The organism is Ensifer sp. 4252 (assembly GCF_050434565.1).
Lineage (GTDB): Bacteria > Pseudomonadota > Alphaproteobacteria > Rhizobiales > Rhizobiaceae > Ensifer.
Window position 1 is genome coordinate 1,095,858 of record NZ_JBNDIU010000001.1, and the last position, 20,026, is coordinate 1,115,883.

Consider the following 20,026-nt stretch of genomic DNA (forward strand, 5'->3'; position numbering starts at 1 on the left):
TTCCAGGTTGCGCCGACATGGTTAACAATTGGTTAATTGCACCATCCGCAGCATTGAATGGATGCGTGGCACGGCGCCCTCCCTCGGGCTCGTGTACGAAGGACGTACGCCGTCCAGCTTGCCAGCGAGGATATGTGGATTGGCAAGGATCCGAAGCGGTCGGCAGTGCCGGAGTAATCGCGCCAGTGACCATCGCGAGACCCGGATAGCCTACACAGCCTTCGCACAACAAAGGCAAAGCGCCACAGGCCGCGTGAGAGGACAGATTGTAATCGGCTGAATATGGGGCGTCCCCGACGGGCATCCGCTGAGCATCGAGTGTTCCAGGGCGATTTGACCATTGGGGAAAATGGTGCCCGGAGGCGGATTTGAACCACCGACACGCGGATTTTCAATCCGCTGCTCTACCAACTGAGCTATCCGGGCATCCTGCCGTTTCGGGCAGCGGCTCCTTTCGGAGCCCTCGGGGCGTTGTCTGTGCCCCGGAAGCGAGCGGGGTTATAACATCTTGTTCGGCGGTGTCCAGCACCAAATGAAAGTTTTTTGGCAGGAATTTCAAAGATAGTGGAAAAAGCCAAAAAACCGTGGATATTCAGGCAGATCGCGGTCAGCGATCGTCGTCGTCCGCTTTCGTCTCGTCGTCTGCCACAGGAATGGCGTAGGAGCCCGAGAGCCAGCGGTTGAGGTCGACATTGCGGCAGCGGTCCGAGCAGAAGGGATAGTGCTCGCGGTGGGAGGGACGGCCGCATTCGGGGCAAGGACGCGGTGCGCGCAGAGGCGCTACGTTCGAGCCGCTTTTCTTGTCTTCGTCCGTCACTGCCTTCAGCCTTCCAGCCAACGATTGTGAACGTCGTAGCCTTCACCAACCAGCAGGCCGACCGTCTCGTAGAGCGGCAGGCCGACGACGTTGCTGTAGGAGCCGACGAGCTTGACCACGAAGCTACCGGCAATGCCCTGGATGCCATAGGCCCCTGCCTTGCCGCGCCACTGGCCGGAGGCAAGATAGCTCTCGATATCGAAACCGGAAAGACGCTTGAAGCGGACCTTGGTGTCAACCACCTTCTGGCGCAGCGTCTTGTCGGGCGTGATCAGGCAGACGCCGGTGTAGACGCGGTGGCTGCGGCCCGACAGCAGATGCAGGGCGCTCGAGGCTTCGCTGACGAGTTCCGGCTTTGGCAGGATGCGCCGACCGACGCAGACGACGGTGTCGGCCGCCAGGATATAGCTGCCATCCCAACCGGCTTCACCCTTGATCGCAGCGAGCGCCGCCTTCGCCTTCTCAGCCGAGAGACGACGCGCCAGCGAGCGCGGATGCTCGGAGCGCTTCGGCGTCTCGTCGAGATCCATCGGCATCAGGCGCGCAGGTTCGATGCCTGCCTGGGCCAAAAGCTCGACGCGACGCGGCGAACCGGACGCCAGTATCAGTTTTTGAGCCGTTGTCATCGGAACGCGCCGTCACCCCAGAGATATGATGAAGCCACCTTTCGGCGGTTTACTTGAAGCGGTAGGTGATGCGACCCTTGGTCAGGTCATAGGGCGTCATTTCGACAAGCACCTTGTCGCCGGCCAGAACGCGGATACGGTTCTTGCGCATGCGGCCTGCGGTGTGGGCAATAATTTCATGTTCATTTTCGAGCTTCACGCGGAAGGTCGCATTGGGAAGCAATTCCGTGACCACGCCCGGGAATTCGAGGACTTCTTCTTTCGCCATGTAGGACTGTTCTTTCTGTGTTTGTTCGGGGATACGACACGCATCCCGAAAAATTCGCCGGAAACTACACAATCGACGAGGATTTGTGAACCGCTTTGCGCCGGCTTTTCAGCTTTTGTACTGCCTGATACCAACCTGCGCTGATATTGATCGATTGCGCCGCAGCGATTTTGCTCTCTGGCAAGGAGAAAACCGCAACCGGACCCAAGCGGTCCGGTGAGGATTGTCGACGCCGTCGGAGGCCAAAAGCGCCCCATGCAATCGATCAATATCAGCGCAGGTTGGTATTAAGCCTTTTCGCCCGCGGGCGCCACTACCAGACGGCGATTAATCAGAGTGGCAAGGTGATCGCGAACGGCACGATAGGCATCGACAATCTGCTCGCGCGTGCCGGTGGCAACGGTCGGGTCCGGCGTCGGCCAATAGACCACGTCGACGGCCATGGAGCGAGTCAAATCCAGCGCCAGGTGATGGGCCTCCGGCGCCAGCGTGACGATGAGGTCGAAATAGTCGTCCTCGAGCTCGTCCAGGGTGCGCGGCTGATGCCGCCCGATCGACAGGCCGACCTCATCCAGCACGACGTCGACGAAAGGATCGCGCTCGCCGTGGCGCACGCCGGCGGAGGCGACATAGGTTCCCGCCGGCAAGGCCGCCTTGGCGAGCGCCTCGGCCATCGGCGAGCGGATTGCGTTCATACCGCACATGAAGAGAACGGAACGGGGCGCTGTCGGCTGGCGCGTCGCGGTTCCCGTCATGCCGGTCTCCGCCGTCATCCGCGCCAGTAGAGCACGCAGACGAGCGTGAACAGGCGGCGGGCGGTGTCGAAATCGAGCCGGATCTTGCCCGACAGGCGGTCCATCAGCGTCTGCGAGCCCTCGTTGTGGATGCCGCGGCGACCCATGTCGATCGCCTCGATCTGGCTCGGCGTCGCCGAGCGGATAGCCTCGTAATAGCTCTCGCAGATCATGAAGTAGTCCTTCACGATCCGGCGAAACGGCGTCAGCGACAGAATATGGGTGGCGACGTCGGATCCCTTCTCGGTCGAGATCGCAAAGACCAGCTTTGCGTCCATCAGAGAGAGGTTGAGCTTGTAGGGGCCGCCCGGGTGGCCAACCGGTTCGAACAGGTTCTCTTCGAGAAGATCGAAGATCGCAACCGCGCGCTCATGCTCCACGTCGGGCGTCGAACGGCCGATCGTCTCGTCCAGAACGACATCGCAGAGGCGCTGGTTGCGGTCAGCCTTCATCCAGCATCCCCGAGATTGAGGCGAATGGCGACCGAACGCGCATGGGCCTCAAGCCCCTCGGACCGCGCCAGCGCGATCGCTGCCGGGCCGAGGATGCGAAGCTGCTCCGCATCCAGGCGCAGGATCGACGTGCGCTTCATGTAATCGAGAACGCCAAGGCCGGAGGAGAACCGCGCCGAGCGTGCCGTCGGCAGCACGTGGTTCGAGCCGCCGACATAGTCGCCGATGACTTCGGGCGTGTGGCGCCCGACAAAGATGGCGCCGGCATTGCGGATCTTCGCGACCATCGGCTCGGGATCGGCAAGCGCCAGCTCCAGATGCTCGGCGGCAATGCGGTTTGCAAGCGGTATCGCATTTTCGAGGTCCGGCACCAGGATGATCGCGCCGAAATCGCGCCAGCTCGCCGATGCGGTCTCTGCACGCGGCAAGGTCTTCAGCTGACGTTCGACCGCCGCTTCGACCGCCTTGCCAAAGGCCGCGTCGTCGGTGATCAGGATCGACTGGGCGCCGACATCGTGCTCGGCCTGGGCAAGCAAGTCGGCGGCGATCCAGTCCGGATCGTTTTCCCGATCGGCGATGACGAGGACCTCGGACGGGCCGGCAATCATGTCGATGCCGACAGTGCCGAAGACCTGGCGCTTGGCGGCGGCGACATAGGCATTGCCCGGGCCGACGACCTTTGCCACCGGCGCGATGGTCGCGGTGCCATAGGCAAGGGCGGCGATCGCCTGCGCGCCGCCGATGCGGTAGATTTCCTCGACGCCGGCCAGGCGCGCTGCGGCCAGCACCGCCGGGTTGATCTTGCCGCCGTTTGCCGGCACGACCATGACGATGCGCTCGACGCCGGCGACCTTGGCCGGCAGCGCGTTCATCAGCACCGAGCTTGGATAACTCGCCGTGCCGCCAGGCACGTAAAGCCCGACGGCGTCGACCGCCGTCCAGCGCGAGCCGAGGCCGACGCCCATCGTATCCTCGTAGATATCGTCCTTCGGCCGCTGGCGGGCGTGGTGCGCCTCGATGCGGACGGCGGCAACCTTGAGCGCACCCAGCACTTCCGGCTCGACGGCCTGGATCGCGGCATCGATTTCCTCGGCGCTGACGGCCATCGGCGTCGTTGCGAAGTCGATACCGTCGAAGCGGGCGGAGTATTCCGCCACCGCCTGATCGCCGCGCAGGCGGACATCGTCGATGATCGCCTTGACCGCCGCGTTGACGTCGTCGGAAACTTCACGCTTGGTGGTCAGGAATGCCGCGAACTGCTGTTCGAAATTACCGTCGAGATAGTTCAGCCTGATTGCCAACGCAAAATGTCCTTGTGGTATGCCTGTGTCGCGGGGTTCAAACGCCTTCGGGATGCCGGGGCTTGAAAGCGGTTTCCCATGCCCCGCCGGTATCCGCAAGCTGCACCTCGATGCATTCCACATCAAGGGCGATGGAATCTTCGCCGGCAAGCACGAGTTCGACGGTGCCTTCCGGCCCCTCACCGGCCACCGTGAACGTCACCGCCAGCAGATCGAGCACGGCCTCGCCGTTGCGACGATCAAAACCGAGCGAGCGCACGGCGCTCACCCGCTTGAACAGGAGCACGGCGCGCCGGCGCTCGAAGGAACGCCGCTTGCCGTCGGCCATCTCCCAGACGAAGCGGTTGACGGTGAGCGAAAACTGCCTGCGGCGCGCGTCGTATTCCAGTCCGGAAACCTTGAACACTGCATCCTGGACGTGAGCGGAGACAACAGCCAGGTCCTCCTCGTCGAGCGCCAGCAGCTTCAGACCATCCATGCCATCCATTCCTTTCGCTTTCGTCGCACATTTTGCGTGCCACAATTGAAATGGACATAGGACGTCGCGCCTGAAACCGCAACGGCATCAGGCGCGACGGCTAAAATCAGTCGCTGACGCGCTCGACGTGCGCGCCGCAACGGGTAAGCTTCTCTTCCAGCCGCTCGAAGCCGCGGTCGAGATGGTAGACGCGCGACACCATGGTTTCGCCTTCCGCCGCAAGACCGGCGATGACGAGCGAGACCGAGGCACGCAGGTCCGTCGCCATCACGGGCGCACCCTTCAGCCGGCTGACACCCTCGATCTTGGCCGTCTGGCCAGACAGCGAGATCTTGGCGCCAAGGCGGGCAAGTTCCTGCACGTGCATGAAGCGGTTCTCGAAGATCGTCTCGGTGATGTGCGAAGTGCCTTTCGCCATAGTCATCAGCCCCATGAACTGGGCCTGCAGGTCGGTCGGGAAGCCCGGGAAGGGATCGGTGACGATGTCGACCGGCTTGATGCCGGCGCCGTTGCGCACGACGCGGATGCCGCTGTTGGTCGGCGTGATTTCAGCGCCGGCCCGGCGGATCGCTTCCAGCGCGGTGTCAAGCAGCGCCATATCCGTATCTTCGAGGATGACGTCGCCGCCGGTCATGGCAACTGCCATGGCATAGGTGCCGGTCTCGATACGGTCGGGCAGCACGCGGTGACGCGCGCCCGACAGCGAGCGCACGCCTTCGATGGTGATCGTCGCCGTGCCCTGGCCGGTGATCTTGGCGCCCATGGCGTTCAGGCAATTGGCAAGGTCGACGACTTCGGGCTCGCGTGCGGCATTGCCGAGCACGGTGGTGCCGTTGGCAAGCGTCGCCGCCATCATCAGCACATGGGTGGCGCCGACGGAAACCTTCGGGAAGGTGTAACGGGCGCCGATCAGGCCGCCTGCCGGCGCGGTTGCGTTGACGTAACCGCTGTCGATCTCGATGTTGGCGCTGAGCGCCTGCAGACCCTCGATGAACAGATCGACCGGGCGCGTGCCGATGGCGCAACCGCCCGGCAGCGACACGCGGGCCTTGCCTTCACGCGCCAACAGCGGACCGATGACCCAGAAGCTTGCGCGCATCTTCGAAACGAGTTCGTAAGGCGCCGTGGTGTCGACGATGTTCCGGCAGGTGAAATGGATCGTGCGGGCGTAGCTCTCACCCTGGCGCTCGCGTCGGCCGTTGACCGAGATATCGACGCCGTGGTTGCCCAGAATGCGGATCAGTTGCTCGACGTCGGCCAGATGCGGAACGTTTTCCAGCGTCAGCGTGTCGTCGGTCAACAGCGATGCGATCATCAACGGCAGGGCCGCATTCTTCGCGCCGGAGATCGGGATGACCCCGTGAAGTTCATTCCCGCCTACAATCCTGATGCGATCCATGAGGCCTCTCGAACGGGCTTGGCCCGCCTTTCCAAAAAAATGAAGTGTGTCTGAAGGCGCCTCTTTAGTGGAGACGCCGCGAAATTAGAAGTGCCTTGAACGCATGGCGGACGCCTGCTGCGTTGGGGAATGCCGTGCCGCAGCCCTTCCCCCCGTCGTACTAATCTTCGGATTCGTCCGTTTTTGCGGCAGGCAAGCCGATCGCCTCGTCGGGAGCCCCGGAACGGCGCGCGCGCATCTGCTGTTTGCGGCGCTGGAGATTGTCGCGCAGCGTCTTGGCGAGGCGCGCCTTTCTCAGGTCCTGCTCGGTCGTATCCTTTTGTCTGCGCTTTGCCGTCGCCTTCTCCGCCTCGGCCAGCGAAGGTTCGCCCTCAGCGCTTTTCTTATCGTCTGTTTGCATGGAGGATGCATTAGCGCAAAAGCGGGGGCTTCGGAAGCCGAAACCGATTTTCTCACAGAACAACACCGAAAACTTCGAAAAGCGGCTTGCGCTCCCCGTCCAGCTATGGCAATAGCCGCCTCGCTTGATGCGGCTTGTCAACGAACCGGCCGCGAGATGCTGCTATAGCTCAGGGGTAGAGCACTCCCTTGGTAAGGGAGAGGCCGAGAGTTCAAATCTCTCTAGCAGCACCAGTTTTCCTTGTTTTATTACAAGGGCTTACCACAAAATCAATGGGTTACAGTTTCGTTTGCTCCAGCACACTGCTACAGCGGAGCCATGAACGACATGCCCTTGCCCCCTCGTCTTGTTCAGCGCGGAAACGTCTACTGGTTCCGCTGCTCGATCCCGCGTGACATCAAGAAATCATATCCGAAGACTGAAGAGACATTCTCCCTAGAAACCTCGGATTATCAGGACGCGCTAAAGAGGCACCGGAAAGCGTCGGCGGAGGTCGATGAGCGCTTCGATGAACATCGGCGGCAACTGTCAAAACAAAACGAGCCTGGCCTGGAAGAACTGACAGACGTTCAAATCAGGCTCGTTGAGCAAGTCTACTATGCGCACCTCCTCGACGAAGACGAGGAACTTCGGCTCGCTGGTTTCTTGGATGACCGCGACTTCGAAGAGTACGGTCAGTTGCTGGAGGACATGGACGCAGTAGACAAATACGCCCTTGCCCGGGGCGCTCCTTCCGAGTTTGCTCGATCCGAGGCTGCCGAAGTCCTTAGCTGGGACAATGTCGACCTGAAGCTTGAGCCCTCCTCCCCCAGCTGGCCGAAGCTTACCCGAGCAATCCTTAGTGCCAGCGTCCGCGCAAGGGCTGCAAAGCGGCATCGCAACGAAGGCATCCCAATCGAAACGCCGGTAATGCCTGTGCCCAAACAGGAAAAAGAAGGACCGATCGCGTCAAAACTGCTCAAAGAGTGGGTCGCCGAGAAGAGCCGCGTAAATGGCGGATGGACTCCGACAACAGCCAAGGCCAACCAGCTCTGGGCCGAACGCTTCATCGAAATGGTAGGTGATAAGCCAATGGGTCACTATGGAAAGGCCGACGCCCGCGGGTTCAAGACTGCCCTGCTCTCGCTTCCCCCTAACTGGACGAAGATGAAGGGCCTTGAGAAACTCACCATGAAGGGCGCCGCCAATCGCGCAGCCGAATTGAACCTTGAACCAATGGCCGGAAAGAACGTCAACAAGGTCCTCGGCTTCCTTCGTGCTTTCTGGAATTGGGCAAAGGCTAACTACGACGACGTCACCAGCAATCCCTTCGATGGCTTGAACATCAAGATCAGCGGCAAAGCTCGCGACGAGCGGCACCCCTTCACGGCGGCTGAGCTATCCGCGATCTTCAAATCGCCGATCTACACGGGCTGTCAGAGCGTCCGGTATCACAACAGCCCAGGCGATCTGGTCCCGGACGACAATGGCATTTACTGGGTCCCGCTCGTTGGCCTCTTCACAGGCTGCCGCTCCGGCGAAATCATTCAGCTCCGAACCGAGGATGTGAAGGTCGAAGGGGATATTGTGTATATCGAGGTTACGGACGACGGCGAGGACCTCAACCTCAAGAACGGTGGCTCGCGTCGACGCATACCGGTACACAGGACACTCAAGGAGATAGGCTTCCTTCGGTTTGCCGAACGGCAGCGGAAGCTTGGGCACAAACGGCTATTCCCTGATTTCCTGAAGGCAAAGGACGGCACCTACTCGACGGCTTATTCGAGGAAGTTCACCAATCTGCTGAAGGCGCTCGACATCAAGCACGACAAGATTTCTTTCCACAGCTTCCGCCACAGCTTCGAAGATGCTTGCCGGAACAGCCGCATCCCGCTTGATTTCGTCAATGCTCTGCAAGGACACGCTCAGCAAGGCATGGCAGGACGATACGGAAACGGCCTTTACGGGCTGCAGTTGCTCAGTGAGGAAATGGAGAAGTTCCGATACGAGGGCCTGGACCTGTCACATATAACTATCCGATAGGTGCTGCGCCTAACTGTCCGATAAGTGCTGCCATATTGCTTGGGCCAAGGCAATTTGGAGTTGAAGAAACGACTTGCATCTCGCTACACAGATTGTAACTCTCGGCAACTGCAACCAGACTTGGACCCTTCTCAATGAATATTGCATTCCTATTCAATTCTGATGATCCAAAGTACAACGGGTCTTATGGAGACCCAATCCGCGACGTTGTATTTGGGCCGGGGATCGTCCAAGCATCAGGCAGACACATGAAGGTGCGCCTCGGGGACGTGCTATTGCATTTCCATGCGCGAAATCAGGATGCTTACCTGAACCTGGCAGAAAAGGTTTACGACGCACACACATGGTCATCGTTAATTGTTGATCGATTGGTTGCGACCTTTGGTCAAGCGGTCCCATTCGCGATCATCTTCGAGAATATGCCACAAAAGCTCGCTGAGAACCTCCATTCGGCGTTGGCAGTGGACGGTGCCTACCTCGGCGCCCTTGAAGTTGATTATGACTATGGCCCTCACTTGGCTCTGTTCAGAAACAGCATGATTTGCAGGTACAGAGTAGAAGGAGCGACTTGTCGAATATTCTACTCAATGGGTGAGGATGACGATAAAGATATTTACGAAGCACAAGCCATGGGAAGTCTGGGATATACAGATGTAGATTGGGAGGATCGAGGTGCGCACGGCACGATCTTCGATGACTACGATACACCAGCACATTTCCAGCTAGTTAAAGCCTTCTGCCAAGCCGTCGCTCCCTATCTGCCCGAGGGACATGACGACGCATCAGAACTCGCGATGGTTCTGGAAGACCTTAATCCTCGGCTATTTAACGCACTCGGTTCAGCGGTCGTAGCACTAGGACGGGCTCGTAATGAAGAAGACGTTGCGCAAGCCGCCATATCTGGGAGGAGGTTCCTAGAGCAGTTAGCTGACGTTCTCTTTCCACCTCAGACACAGTTGCACAACAACAGAGCTGTCAACAAACAACAGTACAAGAATCGGCTTTGGGCATTCATCGCGGATAACATCCAAGATGCGGCAAGGATCAAACTTATCGGAGCTGAGCTGGATCGCCTAATTGAAGAATTCAACGCCGGGCTTCATGGAGACATGACCAAAGAGCGCATGTTGAAGGCCCTCTCCGACACAGCATTGCTAACTTCCACTCTTCTCGCCCTTAACCCACAAGATGTCCGGAAGCCATACTATGCCCATCGGCAGAAGATGCTCGACGTCTTTCGCGAAGCATTCGGCGGTCGGGAAAGCTCATCGTCTGATACGACCTGACAACTCGGAGAAACGCCTTACGCTCATGCTCCTCAGTCGTTCAGCAGCACTTCAGCCATATCATCGAGCCTTATCTTGATGCGCTGCCAGTCCGGCATGGCGCGGGTAAGGAGATTGAAGAATTCTGGACTGTGGTTGTGCTCGCGCAAATGACAAAGCTCGTGGGCGATGACGTAGTCGATGCACTCGCGGGGTGCTCTGACAAGGAACGGATTGAGCGTCACGGTGCCACCGGCTGCACAGGTTCCCCATCGGGTCTTCATTTCCTTAAGACGGAAGTCCGGCACGTCTTGAGGCCACGGCAAACCGCGAGCGACGACAGCGATGCGTTCGCTGAAGTAATCCCGCGCCTTCATTCGATACCAAGCCCGCACCCGCGCCCGGATAACGTCACGCGAAGTGTCCTCGTGGGCAACCTCCAACAATGCCCCTTTCAACTTCACTGCGCGTTCAACACGTGGAACCCGGCGAACCTTCAGACTGTATCGCCGCCCAAGATAGATGACCTGTTCACCGCTTACATATTCGCGCGGAAGCACATGGGCGAACCGCCCCCTTGCGCTGACGACATGTTCATGGACCCATCTCGCCCGCTTCTGGACGGCTTTGGCGATGGCCTCACGCGTGGCGTCTGCTGGAGCCTCCACCTCAACCGCACCATCATGGTGGACGTTGATCTTGATGCGCTCCCGACGCTTCGAGCTGAAGGTCACGCCGTAGGCGATTATTTCGCCACCGTAGCGCAGGACCCCATTGCTCGGCTTACAGTGTTCCACGGCTCACCCCAAGGCGCACAATCTCGATTACGCGGTCGATGAGCGTGTTCGCATTGTCCAGCCCGCCGAGTTCCTTGAAATAGCGCGGTAAGAGTTCGCGTCGGATTTCTGCTTCTACATTCGCCGGGTTTATAGAGTGCTTGGCAACGGCATCATCGACCGTTTTGTCGATGTGAAACGCTTCCGCAACCAGCCAGTCTTCCCCGCGACCCTTTGCGGCAACCTCGCCAAGAACGAGCGGGAACAGGCCATAATAGGCCTGAGCGTGCCGATTGTCTCCGAAGCGCTCCGGCACGTAAGGGTTATGGCGGACCTTCGCCTGTTCCTCCAAATCCTTGAATAGCACGTACTGCTTATTCGGATGATCGAAGAGCGCTTCCGCTTCATGGATGGCCTTGCGCAGTAGTTCGGAGAAGACGGTCTGTGCATAGGGATCGTCGGCAAGCTCCTGCTCGATGGTCTTGGTCAGCCGCGTCTTGATGACATCAGTTTCCGCGCGTGTCTTTTCCTCGCTCCAGCTTTCGGGTGTGTCGTGGACGAAGGGGTCGCCCTCCTCAGCCATGCCAGTGATGTCAATGACGCCGCCAGCAGCCTTCACCTCGACGCCTACCACCTGCTTGTCGACAAGGCTTCTGATCTGCTTCTCGTAAGTGGAGAAGTCCACCGTCTCCTGAGCGTCCTGCTTGGCCTGAATGCGTAGCTCGGTGAAGAACGCGAGGTCCTTCTTGTAGGTGGCGATGGTTTTCTCGTCGAAGGCAGTGTCCTCGAAGAAAGCGCGGGAGGACAGCGCCAGTTTCAGGCACATCCCGAACTCGGTGAGCGCCGCATAGAAGTCCTCACGGACCTTCTGATTGCGGTCGTAGCTGGCCCCGTCATCGCTAAGCATTGTGTCTGGCACGAGCACTCGACGGAACTGCTCGCGGTCGCCTCGGTTCTTCACTGCGGTGAAGATCGCCCAAACGGAGTCATGCAAGGAGGGCAAGCGCTTATATTCGGTCGAGACATTGGCGTAGATGCCTGTGATGTCGTCGAGGTCGAAGCCTCCCTGTGTTCGCTCAGCGAGGTCCTGATAGGCAGTCAGTGACGTGTCGAGCTCTTTCAGGATGCCTCGATAATCAACGAGGTAGCCATACTTCTTGTCCTCGTGCAGCCGGTTTACGCGGGCGATTGCCTGAAGCAGATTGTGCTCCTTTAGGTACTTGTCGATGTAGAGAACCGTGTTGCGGGGTTCGTCGAAGCCGGTGAGAAGTTTGTCAACCACGATAAGGATGTCGGGTGGCCCTTGAGTGCTGAAGTGCTCAATCACACGTTTCTCGTAGCCTTCCGCATCATTGCCGACATTCGCCGCCCACCACTTTTGAACCTCGGGCGTCTTTTCCTGATCGGTGTCCTCGTGCCCCTCGCGCGTGTCTGGTGGCGAAATGATGACTGCGCTTGTCACAAGTCCGGTGGCGTCAAGCGCCGCCTTGTAGCGGATGGCGGAAAGCTTGCTGTCAGTTGCCAGTTGCCCCTTCAGACCGAGGTCCTTCCAGTTGCGCGAGAAGTCTTCCGCAATATCCATAGCGATGAGATCAATGCGGTTGCCGGAGCGATAAATGCTGCCCCGCGTCGCGAACTTCTTCTTCAAGTCCGCCTTCTGATCGTCAGAAAGCCCTGCCGTGATCTTTTCGAACCAGTTGTCGATGGCCTTTTCATTGATGTCGACCAGCGGCTTGCGCTCCTCGTAGAGCAGAGGCGTCACGGTGCCGTCCTCTACCGCTCGCTGCATGGTGTAGGCATGTAGGATGGGGCCAAACTTGTTCTGCGTCTTGTCGTCCTTCAGCAATGGCGTTCCGGTGAAGGCCATGAACGCGGCGTTCGGAAGCGCCTTCCTCATGCGCTCATGGTTCTCTCCGCCATGGCTGCGGTGCCCCTCATCGACCAGCACGATGATGTCGGATGACACGTTGTGGCATTCGGGCAGCCGGGTCGCGGAGTTGAACTTCTGGAGCAGCGTGAAGGTGACGCGCTCTGTGCCCATGCCGATACGCTTGGCGAGGTCTCGTCCACTGTCCGCCTTCGATGCCGCCCCCTCCTTTTTGGTCGCCACAGCTGAGCCGAACGCACCGCCAGACATAAAGGTGCCAGACAGTTGCCGTTCAAGGTCGGTGCGGTCGGTAACAACGATGACACGGCACCGCGATAACTCATCGTCGATGAGTAGCGCCTTCAGCAGGAACACCATGGTGTAGGACTTGCCGGAACCAGTGGTGTGCCAGATGACGCCGCCCTCACGACCGCCGTCCCGGTTGCGTTCGGCAACACGGGCGAGCATCGATTTCACGCCTGAGACCTGCTGATAACGGGCGACGATTTTCCCGGCCTTCTCATCGACGAGGGTGAAGTATCGGATGAACTCCAGAAGCCGCGACGGCGAAAGGAGACCAGCAATTGTGGCATCCTGTCCTGTGGCGACGATAGGTGACGACCACAGCGCCTCGAAATGACGGCGCAAATGTGCAGGACGCTCCGCGAAGAGGACGGCACTTTGTTCGGGTGTGAGTGGCCGGTTGACCAACGCCTCGATGTCCGCTTTCGGGGCCTCCTCCTCGCGCCACGTGGCGTAGAACTTCATCGGCGTCTCGGTGGTGCCGTAGCGGGCATCCGTGCCGGAGATGGCGATGAGAAGCTGTGCATAAGCATAGAGGGGGCGGATACCGTCCGGCTTCTGGTTGCGGAGGTGCTGTGAGATGCCTTCCTTCAGCATGTCCTTGTCGGGATTGGAGCCGACAGGGCGCTTCGCCTCGATGACCGCCAGGGGGATACCGTTGCCATATAGAACAATGTCCGGTCGGAAATGCCCATGCGCCGCCCCGCGCTCGACCGACAGTTCCTCGGTGACATGCAGCAGGTTCCGTTCGGGGTTGGCGTAGTCGAGTAGCGGCACGGTGACGGAATGCCTGTGCCCATCCGGCATGAACTCGGTGACCGTGACGCCGAAGGTAAGATGCTTGGTGATGCGCTCGTTCGCCGGTGTAAGCCCCTCGGCAAGCCCAGTGTCAGACACTGCCTTGACCACCTGTGCGATGCCCCCGGAAGAGAGGGGGTAGTCCTTGCCGCGATAGGTAAAGCGATGCGCTGAGAGCCAATCTCGTAGTACGCTTTCCATCAGCACAGTGCGTTCGCTACCACGCACCTTCAGACAGGCTTCAGGGGCGACATAGGACCAGCCGAGCTTCATGAGCAATGCAAGGCCCGGAACCTTCGCTTGGCTCTCCTCGTCGGTCCTCGGGCGCTTCGGTGCATTCATACGCTTACCCGCCGGTTGCCAGTGAGCAGCTGCTGCGTTAGGGCGCGTTTCTCCCCGCTTAGTGAGAATAACTGCGTCCGGTAGTTGGCGACCATCTTGTCCGAGGCGTCGAGACAATCCGCGATAGCGATCTGCTCCGGAAGCGGCGGCAGATTAACGTGTCTTTCTGCAATCAAGCTCGTCTTTATCGAAGGGAACCCATCACCTTGTATCAAGTCGGAAGGGGGGTACATCTGGAGATAGTAGAACAGAAACCGCTCATCGGCTTTCGATGGGTTCGGCAACAGCGCTGCCAGATGCGACACCAAATACGCGTTGCCTTCGAGCCGATACACACGTCCGAGTTTTGCCGACATGCCGCTCTTTGCGAAGACTATTGTGCCAGCGGGAAACAGTTTCAGCCTGTATTGATCAACGGTCTTCGGCGATACCTTCTCGAATGAGCCTTCGCTCCTTCCCTTAAGCAGCGGCGCAAGGCAGGACACTCGCAGGAACGGAATGCCCTCGTCACAATAAGCGTCGGGATTGTTTGGTGCAGGTTGGCCGGTGGTGACCTTCCAGATGCGCCCAAGCTTGACCTCCTTCCACTCCCGCCCGTCGAAGCCCTTCAGACGCCGCTTACCTGTGAGCAGTTGTTGCATGAGCGCCCTCTTCTGCTTCTCGGCATTGGCCAGCAGCTTTTCGGTGGTCTCGATGGCTTTGTCCCATGTCGACAGGATGTCCGCGATCTTCTTCTGCTCGGGGAGTGGGGGCAGTGCGACAACTAGGCGCTCAAGTTCCTTCTGGCCCAACGTCTTGTTTCGTCCCGCACCGCCCGGTGACGCGAGGCCGAGCAGATGCTTACCCCTCGGCGTGAGAAAAAAGTATCGAAGGAATTCAATATCTGAACGATCATATATCGGCCGGTACATCGGAAAGCGATGTGACGCTATTAGCCCGCGATGTTCTGGCGATGTCTTTGCAACGGCTTGTTCCCAAGCGAATACGATGTTGAGCACCAAGCAATCGGGTTCAACGTGAAAAACACGCTTCGTGCCAAGCTCTCTTCCGCTGACCGGTTCCTTTATGAACACACCGCGACCGTGCGAGCGCACACCGATCTGCGTGTATTCATCATCGTGCTTCACTTCCACTGGACGGGAGACGCGCTGAACTACGCTGCCGAGCGGTTGAACACGCCACCCATCAGGAACCATAGCCAAGCTCCTTCAAATAGCCCTCCATCCGTACCTCCAGTTCCGCCATTTCCGCCTTCAGCGTCTCGCGTTGCTTGCGCACCGACATGAGGTCAATTTCGGCTTCTTCCTCGAATGTATCGACATAGCGCGGGATGTTGAGGTTAAAGTCATTCGCCTTGATCTCATCGAGCGACGCCAGATAGGCATAGTTGTCGATGGTTTCGCGCTCGTCATAGGCGGCAAAAATGCGGTCGATCTGCTCGTTGCCCAGCCTGGTCTGGTTGGTGCCCTCGATATAGTCTCGGCTGGCATCGATGAAGAGGACGTTGCTGTCCGCCTTTTTCTTTCGGAGGACGAGGATGGCTGCTGGAATGGCAGTTCCGAAGAAAAGCTTCTCGGGCAGCCCAATGACCGCATCAAGCAGGTTCTCCTCCACCAGCTTCTGGCGGATGGCTCCCTCGGTCGAGCCGCGAAAGAGCACGCCGTGAGGCGCAACAACGGTCATGCGACCGGTCTTCGGCTTCAGCGTTTCCACCATGTGCAGGATGAAGGCGTAGTCGCCTTTGGTCTTCGGGGGCACGCCACGCCGGAAGCGTCCGAATTTGTCCGCGCCAGCCTTCTCCGCGCCCCACTTGTCGAGACTGAAGGGCGGATTGGCGACGACCACATCGAAGTGACGGAGGAGATCATCGCTCGTGCGCAGCTTGGGGTTGCCGATGGTGTCGCCCCATTCGATCTGGTGATTGGCCTCGCCATGCAGGAACATGTTCATCTTGGCGAGCGCCCATGTGGAGCCGATAGCCTCCTGCCCGAAGAGGGCGTAGTGCGCCTTGCCATCCGCGTTTCGTTTCACCTCGCGGGCGCACTTCAGCAACAGCGAGCCGGAACCGCATGTCGGGTCGCAAATGTCGTCGCCTTCCTGTGGTTCGACCAGACGCGCCATGAGCATCGACACTTCGGCGGGCGTGTAGAACTCACCTGCCTTCTTGCCAGCCGACGCAGCGAACTTGGAAATCAGGAATTCGTAGGCACCGCCTATGATGTCGAGATCGCCCACGCGGCTCGGGCTCATGTCGAGTTCCGGCTTGGCGAAGTCTTCCAGCAGGTGACGGAGGATGTCGTTCTTCTGCTCCTCGTCGCCCAGCTTGTTCGCATTGAAGGAGATGTCTTGGAACACGTCGCGAAGCTTTGACCCATTCGCCTCTTCAATGGCGTGCAGAGCCTTGTCGATGCGCTCCCCATTGCCGGCCTTCTGCCGGTTGCGGTGGAGGTCGTAGAAGCTCGCGCCCTTCGGCAGCACGAACTGCTCCTGCTCCATCATCGCTTCAATGAGTTCTGGGTGGTCCCCATGCTTTGCCTTGTAGCCCTCGTAGTGGTCCTTCCAGACATCGGAGATGTATTTCAGGAACAGCATGGAGAGCACGTAATCCTTGTAGACGGATGCGTCGACGGTGCCCCGGAAGGTGTCACAGGCAGCCCAAGCCGTCTTGTTGATGGTGTCCTGTGTGATGCGCTCCAGCATCGTGCTCCCTCTATCTCTGCCTCGGTCGGGCCATATTAGGTCAAACCCAAGGCACGAATCATCGTTTGATTGTTGTTCGGACCTTTCTGTTATCTCAGCTTGTTTTCAACCCCATGAGCGAAGGAGACGATCCAAGATCGGAAAGTACCTGTAGCAATCTGACCATGGAAGTCTCTCGCAACCTCACGGCATTGGAGCAGACGCTACCTGCCTGTCCGGAAGTTGGCTCCAAAAGTTTCTGATGAAGTACCTTCGACGCACGGTGAGGTCGCTCCAAGAGTGGGTGGCCCCGAAATGTTTGGTGAAAATTTCTGAGCGACCCATCTCATAGGATGAACGCGCGAAGTCCCCCCGGCACCCCCTTCGTGCCGCCACTGGTCGCGCTCCGCTTAGCCACCGACAGAGCGGTTCCGGTTCTGTTGTAGACCATGGCTGGAGCGCAACGAGTGCAGCGCGGGGATGCTATCGCCAACTATTGAGGCGGGGTGTGTCAATAGGCGCTGACCCAACGGCATCGCTCGATCTGGGGGTCAAGGTCGAATTCCGGCATCCGCGTAGAAACGGTAACCGTCTAGAGACAATGTCCAGATGGGCAGGGGCCAATGGACGTCCGCTTCATGATGCGATGATGTGTCCAAAAGACCCCCTCTTGACTTTTGGACACGATTGACTCAGAAGCCTAGATGCTAATGGACACATTGGGGGCCGACACCATGCAAGTAGGATACGCAAGGACATCAACAGAAGAGCAGGTCGCCGGGCTTGAGGCCCAAGTGCGCGACTTAGAAGCTGCCGGGTGCGAACGCGTCTACCGGGAGCAGGTGTCGGCACTCGGCGACCGATCTGAACTCAAGGACGCACTGTCTTTCCTTCGTTCAGGCGATACGCTTGTCATCACGAAGATTGACCGCCTTGCTCGAAACACTCGCACCCTCGGGGATGTCGTTGATGATCTTCACGCGCGTGGAATTGGCTTAAAGGTTCTGCAATTCGGCAAGGAGACGCTCGATACCACAGGTGCCTACGGTCGGCTTATGCTGAACATGTTCGCCGCGTTCGCCGAGTTCGAGCGTGATCTAATGAAAGAGCGGCAGAAGGAAGGCATCGCCAAAGCCAAGGCCGAGCAGAAGTACAAGGGAAGGAAACCAACCGCCCGAGCTAGGGCCGGAGAAGCGATCGAACTCTTCCGACAGGGAAGATCGGTCTCCGAGATAGCTAAATCGGTTGGCATCGGGCGTGCTTCCGTGTACCGGGCTCTGGAAGCTGCGGGCCTGAAGGAGTCGTCGCCCTCCCAGGACTCATAAGTGGCCACAGGGCCGCTGTGAGCGTTACCGAGCCGGCTTGCCCCTCATACCTGCCGGTTTGCTTCATACGCGGCTGTCTGCGCTCCGGTGCCCGGGAGAGCGGGGTGGCTATTTTGACGAATTGGAATTCTGTAGATGGATCAGATTGCACCCACCTTTGACACACCGGACGACGAGGTGGAGGAACGGGAGCGCCCCTTCAATGCCTATCGGTTCGCCGCGTCCGAGAACGCCAAGGCCATTGTGGCGGAAGTCATCCGTTTGCTTCTCAACTACGAAGCCCATTTCGGGCTCAAGAAGAACAAGCGACGTGCGAAAGACCAGGAGACGCTCGACCTCACCGTCAACGCCATCCTATCCGACCTCATGCATCACCATCTCGTCGGAGAGGAAGGCAGCATTTACGTAACTCGCTCCAACAGAGTACTGGGCACGAAGAGCCGCTACCGACCACGCGCGTACAGCAAAATGTTCCCGTACATCCTGGACCTTATGGCGAAGCCGGAAATGGGCTTTGTCGTGCAGGATGTGGCACCTGCGGTCGAGGGGCTGGCGCGGTCGACGGTAATCCGAGCGGGACAGCCACTCCAGTCGCGGATCGATGAATATCAAATCGGCTCGGATGAGCTGGATCAACATCCGCATGGTGAGACCATCATCCTGAAGCGCACGAAGGACGTTGACGACTACTGGGATGAAGGCGGGTTTGAGGAGTATGAGGACACCGCGGTAACTGACAAGTTCCGCCAGGAACTCGACCACATTAACCAGTGGCTGGCTTCGGCGGACCTGAGGTTCGACAACGCGGGCATCCCGTGGCCCCGAACGACATTCCACATCGGGGATCGGCAACTGCGTCGCGTCTTCACCCAGGGACGTTTCGACAGCGGCGGCAGAATGTTCGGCGGCTTTTGGCAGCGCCTCCGTAAGCATGAGCGGCGACAGGGGCTATGGATCAGCGGTGAGAAGGCCGTCGAACTGGATTATGGGCAGGTTGGTCCACGTATCGTGTACGCCCGGTCGGGGCAGAAGCCGCCCACAGACGATCTGTACCACCTCTGGGGCTACACTCAGCAGAGGGATGGCATTAAGCGCGTGATGAGTGCCATGATCTTCGCCTCCGATCGGCTGGACAGATTTCCAAAGGGCACCCGCAAGCTCTTCCGAAGGAGCGATAAGATCGGCGAAGTGGTCGAAGCGATTGAAGCCAAGCATCCGCTGATCAAGGATAGTTTCCATCGCGGCCTCGGACACGAAACCCAGTTCGTCGAAAGCCAGATCATGGTCGAAGTAATTCTTACTCTCAAGGCAGAAGGTATCGTGGCTCTGCCAATCCATGATGCAGTGATGGTCCCAGCTACTAAGACCGCCACCGCAACCGAGGTCATGCTCTCCACCTTCCACAGGCACACTGGGGTGGAGGGAATTGTTACGGAGGAGACATGAGAGGAGGTCTCTGACCTTTCCTTCCTTCTCTTCATCATGGTCGGGTGGAACCTCTCCAACCACCTATGGAGAACCTACCGATCACCTTGGAGGGACTCGAGATTGGCAACGAACTGGACAAAAAGACGCGAGAGACGAGACGAGGTGAAGGTCCGGGCAGCCGAGCCCAGCCACATGTTCTCTCGGTGTCGCGTGATCGGGTGCGGCAAAGCCGCTCGCGCTGGAACAGACGACGGCCTGGACACGCGATTCTGTCGTTCCCATGCAGACCATCACGCCCGACATGGTAGCCCCTACAAGCCTTCCTATACCGCCCAAGAGATCACTCCGTATCGAAGGGCAGCCTTGGAGTGGCTGGAGTCGAACGAACAGGACTTCTGGGTCCAAAATGCCATCGACCGGGTGAAGACATTGTACGGGACCGCAGGGCCTCACATCGAGGCGTTCCGGCTGCGCGGGCTATCTCCAGAGGCTCGCGCCAAGGCAGCCTGGGCGAGACTGAGAAGGGCCAGTATAGAGCCCCGCCGGGTGGTCGCAGCGTGGCTTGCTGTCGAGATGATCATTCGCCATGATCCGCAGCCGGAGACGAAGGCCGAATACAAGCGCGTCCAGGCTGCGAAACTCATCCACAAAATGGCGTCAGGGACGCACAAGAAATGGGGTGATGG

At 59.1% G+C, this 20,026-nt stretch carries 17 protein-coding genes and 2 tRNA genes; 5 read left to right on the forward strand and 14 right to left on the reverse strand.

What is annotated here, in order from left to right:
- Positions 1 to 350: 350 nt before the first annotated feature.
- From ABIE33_RS05390 to ABIE33_RS05435, 10 genes are all read right to left on the reverse strand, one after another.
- A tRNA-Phe gene (locus ABIE33_RS05390) sits at positions 351 to 426 on the reverse strand.
- 181 nt (positions 427 to 607) lie between these two features.
- On the reverse strand, positions 608 to 817 hold the full coding sequence (yacG, locus tag ABIE33_RS05395; protein ID WP_053248722.1) for a DNA gyrase inhibitor YacG: 210 nt from the start codon (positions 815 to 817) through the stop codon (positions 608 to 610).
- Positions 818 to 822: 5 nt separating this feature from the next.
- Positions 823 to 1,443 carry a Maf-like protein gene (locus tag ABIE33_RS05400; RefSeq protein ID WP_025425878.1) on the reverse strand — a complete coding sequence of 207 codons (621 nt, stop codon included), beginning with the start codon at positions 1,441 to 1,443 and terminating at the stop codon, positions 823 to 825.
- Between the two features lie 49 nt (positions 1,444 to 1,492).
- Positions 1,493 to 1,711, reverse strand: a complete 219-nt coding sequence (gene infA / locus ABIE33_RS05405) for a translation initiation factor IF-1 (protein ID WP_004435948.1) — start codon at positions 1,709 to 1,711, stop codon at positions 1,493 to 1,495.
- A gap of 287 nt (positions 1,712 to 1,998) precedes the next feature.
- Entirely contained in the window at positions 1,999 to 2,466 is a 468-nt protein-coding gene (locus ABIE33_RS05410; RefSeq protein WP_429122294.1) for a low molecular weight phosphatase family protein, read from the reverse strand.
- A gap of 14 nt (positions 2,467 to 2,480) precedes the next feature.
- The gene (locus tag ABIE33_RS05415) at positions 2,481 to 2,957 is read right to left on the reverse strand and encodes a UPF0262 family protein (protein ID WP_025425876.1); all 477 of its coding nucleotides are present in this window, start codon (positions 2,955 to 2,957) and stop codon (positions 2,481 to 2,483) included.
- Positions 2,954 to 4,258 carry a histidinol dehydrogenase gene (gene hisD, locus ABIE33_RS05420; protein WP_429122297.1) on the reverse strand — a complete coding sequence of 435 codons (1,305 nt, stop codon included), beginning with the start codon at positions 4,256 to 4,258 and terminating at the stop codon, positions 2,954 to 2,956. Before hisD ends, ABIE33_RS05415 begins: the two co-directional genes overlap by 4 nt.
- Before the next feature lie 37 nt (positions 4,259 to 4,295).
- Complete coding sequence (locus ABIE33_RS05425; RefSeq protein WP_429122299.1) at positions 4,296 to 4,736, reverse strand: DUF2948 family protein; 441 nt, start codon at positions 4,734 to 4,736, stop codon at positions 4,296 to 4,298.
- A 106-nt stretch (positions 4,737 to 4,842) separates the two neighbouring features.
- Positions 4,843 to 6,135, reverse strand: a complete 1,293-nt coding sequence (gene murA / locus ABIE33_RS05430; protein WP_429122302.1) for a UDP-N-acetylglucosamine 1-carboxyvinyltransferase — start codon at positions 6,133 to 6,135, stop codon at positions 4,843 to 4,845.
- 160 nt (positions 6,136 to 6,295) lie between these two features.
- Positions 6,296 to 6,535: a hypothetical protein gene (locus ABIE33_RS05435; protein ID WP_429123110.1), complete on the reverse strand. Its 240-nt coding sequence runs from the start codon at positions 6,533 to 6,535 to the stop codon at positions 6,296 to 6,298.
- 158 nt (positions 6,536 to 6,693) lie between these two features.
- Here ABIE33_RS05435 and ABIE33_RS05440 point away from each other — a divergent pair.
- The 3 genes from ABIE33_RS05440 to ABIE33_RS05450 all read left to right on the forward strand — a co-directional run bounded on the left by ABIE33_RS05440 (position 6,694) and on the right by ABIE33_RS05450 (position 9,843).
- Positions 6,694 to 6,768 (forward strand) — tRNA-Thr (locus ABIE33_RS05440).
- 85 nt (positions 6,769 to 6,853) lie between these two features.
- A complete protein-coding gene (locus ABIE33_RS05445; RefSeq protein ID WP_429122305.1) occupies positions 6,854 to 8,557 on the forward strand; it encodes a DUF6538 domain-containing protein in 1,704 nt (567 codons plus the stop codon).
- 134 nt (positions 8,558 to 8,691) lie between these two features.
- On the forward strand, positions 8,692 to 9,843 hold the full coding sequence (locus tag ABIE33_RS05450) for a hypothetical protein (protein ID WP_429122307.1): 1,152 nt from the start codon (positions 8,692 to 8,694) through the stop codon (positions 9,841 to 9,843).
- Positions 9,844 to 9,875: 32 nt separating this feature from the next.
- On the opposite strand, the gene ABIE33_RS05455 is transcribed toward ABIE33_RS05450, so the two are convergent.
- From ABIE33_RS05455 to ABIE33_RS05470, 4 genes are read right to left on the reverse strand one after another with little or no spacing between them, the layout of a single operon-like run.
- Entirely contained in the window at positions 9,876 to 10,619 is a 744-nt protein-coding gene (locus ABIE33_RS05455) for a M48 family metallopeptidase (RefSeq protein ID WP_429122310.1), read from the reverse strand.
- Positions 10,606 to 13,908, reverse strand: coding sequence for a type I restriction endonuclease subunit R (locus tag ABIE33_RS05460; protein WP_429123112.1), 3,303 nt, complete (start codon positions 13,906 to 13,908; stop codon positions 10,606 to 10,608). The genes ABIE33_RS05455 and ABIE33_RS05460 overlap by 14 nt, the downstream gene beginning before the upstream one ends.
- Positions 13,905 to 15,104 carry a restriction endonuclease subunit S gene (locus tag ABIE33_RS05465; protein WP_429122313.1) on the reverse strand — a complete coding sequence of 400 codons (1,200 nt, stop codon included), beginning with the start codon at positions 15,102 to 15,104 and terminating at the stop codon, positions 13,905 to 13,907. Before ABIE33_RS05465 ends, ABIE33_RS05460 begins: the two co-directional genes overlap by 4 nt.
- Positions 15,094 to 16,608 (reverse strand): type I restriction-modification system subunit M, encoded by a 1,515-nt coding sequence (locus ABIE33_RS05470; RefSeq protein WP_429122315.1) that lies wholly within the window; start codon positions 16,606 to 16,608, stop codon positions 15,094 to 15,096. Before ABIE33_RS05470 ends, ABIE33_RS05465 begins: the two co-directional genes overlap by 11 nt.
- Positions 16,609 to 17,291: 683 nt before the next feature.
- Here ABIE33_RS05470 and ABIE33_RS05475 point away from each other — a divergent pair.
- Entirely contained in the window at positions 17,292 to 17,912 is a 621-nt protein-coding gene (locus ABIE33_RS05475; RefSeq protein WP_429122318.1) for a recombinase family protein, read from the forward strand.
- A gap of 135 nt (positions 17,913 to 18,047) precedes the next feature.
- A complete protein-coding gene (locus ABIE33_RS05480; protein WP_429122321.1) occupies positions 18,048 to 19,358 on the forward strand; it encodes a hypothetical protein in 1,311 nt (436 codons plus the stop codon).
- Positions 19,359 to 20,026: the final 668 nt, after the last annotated feature.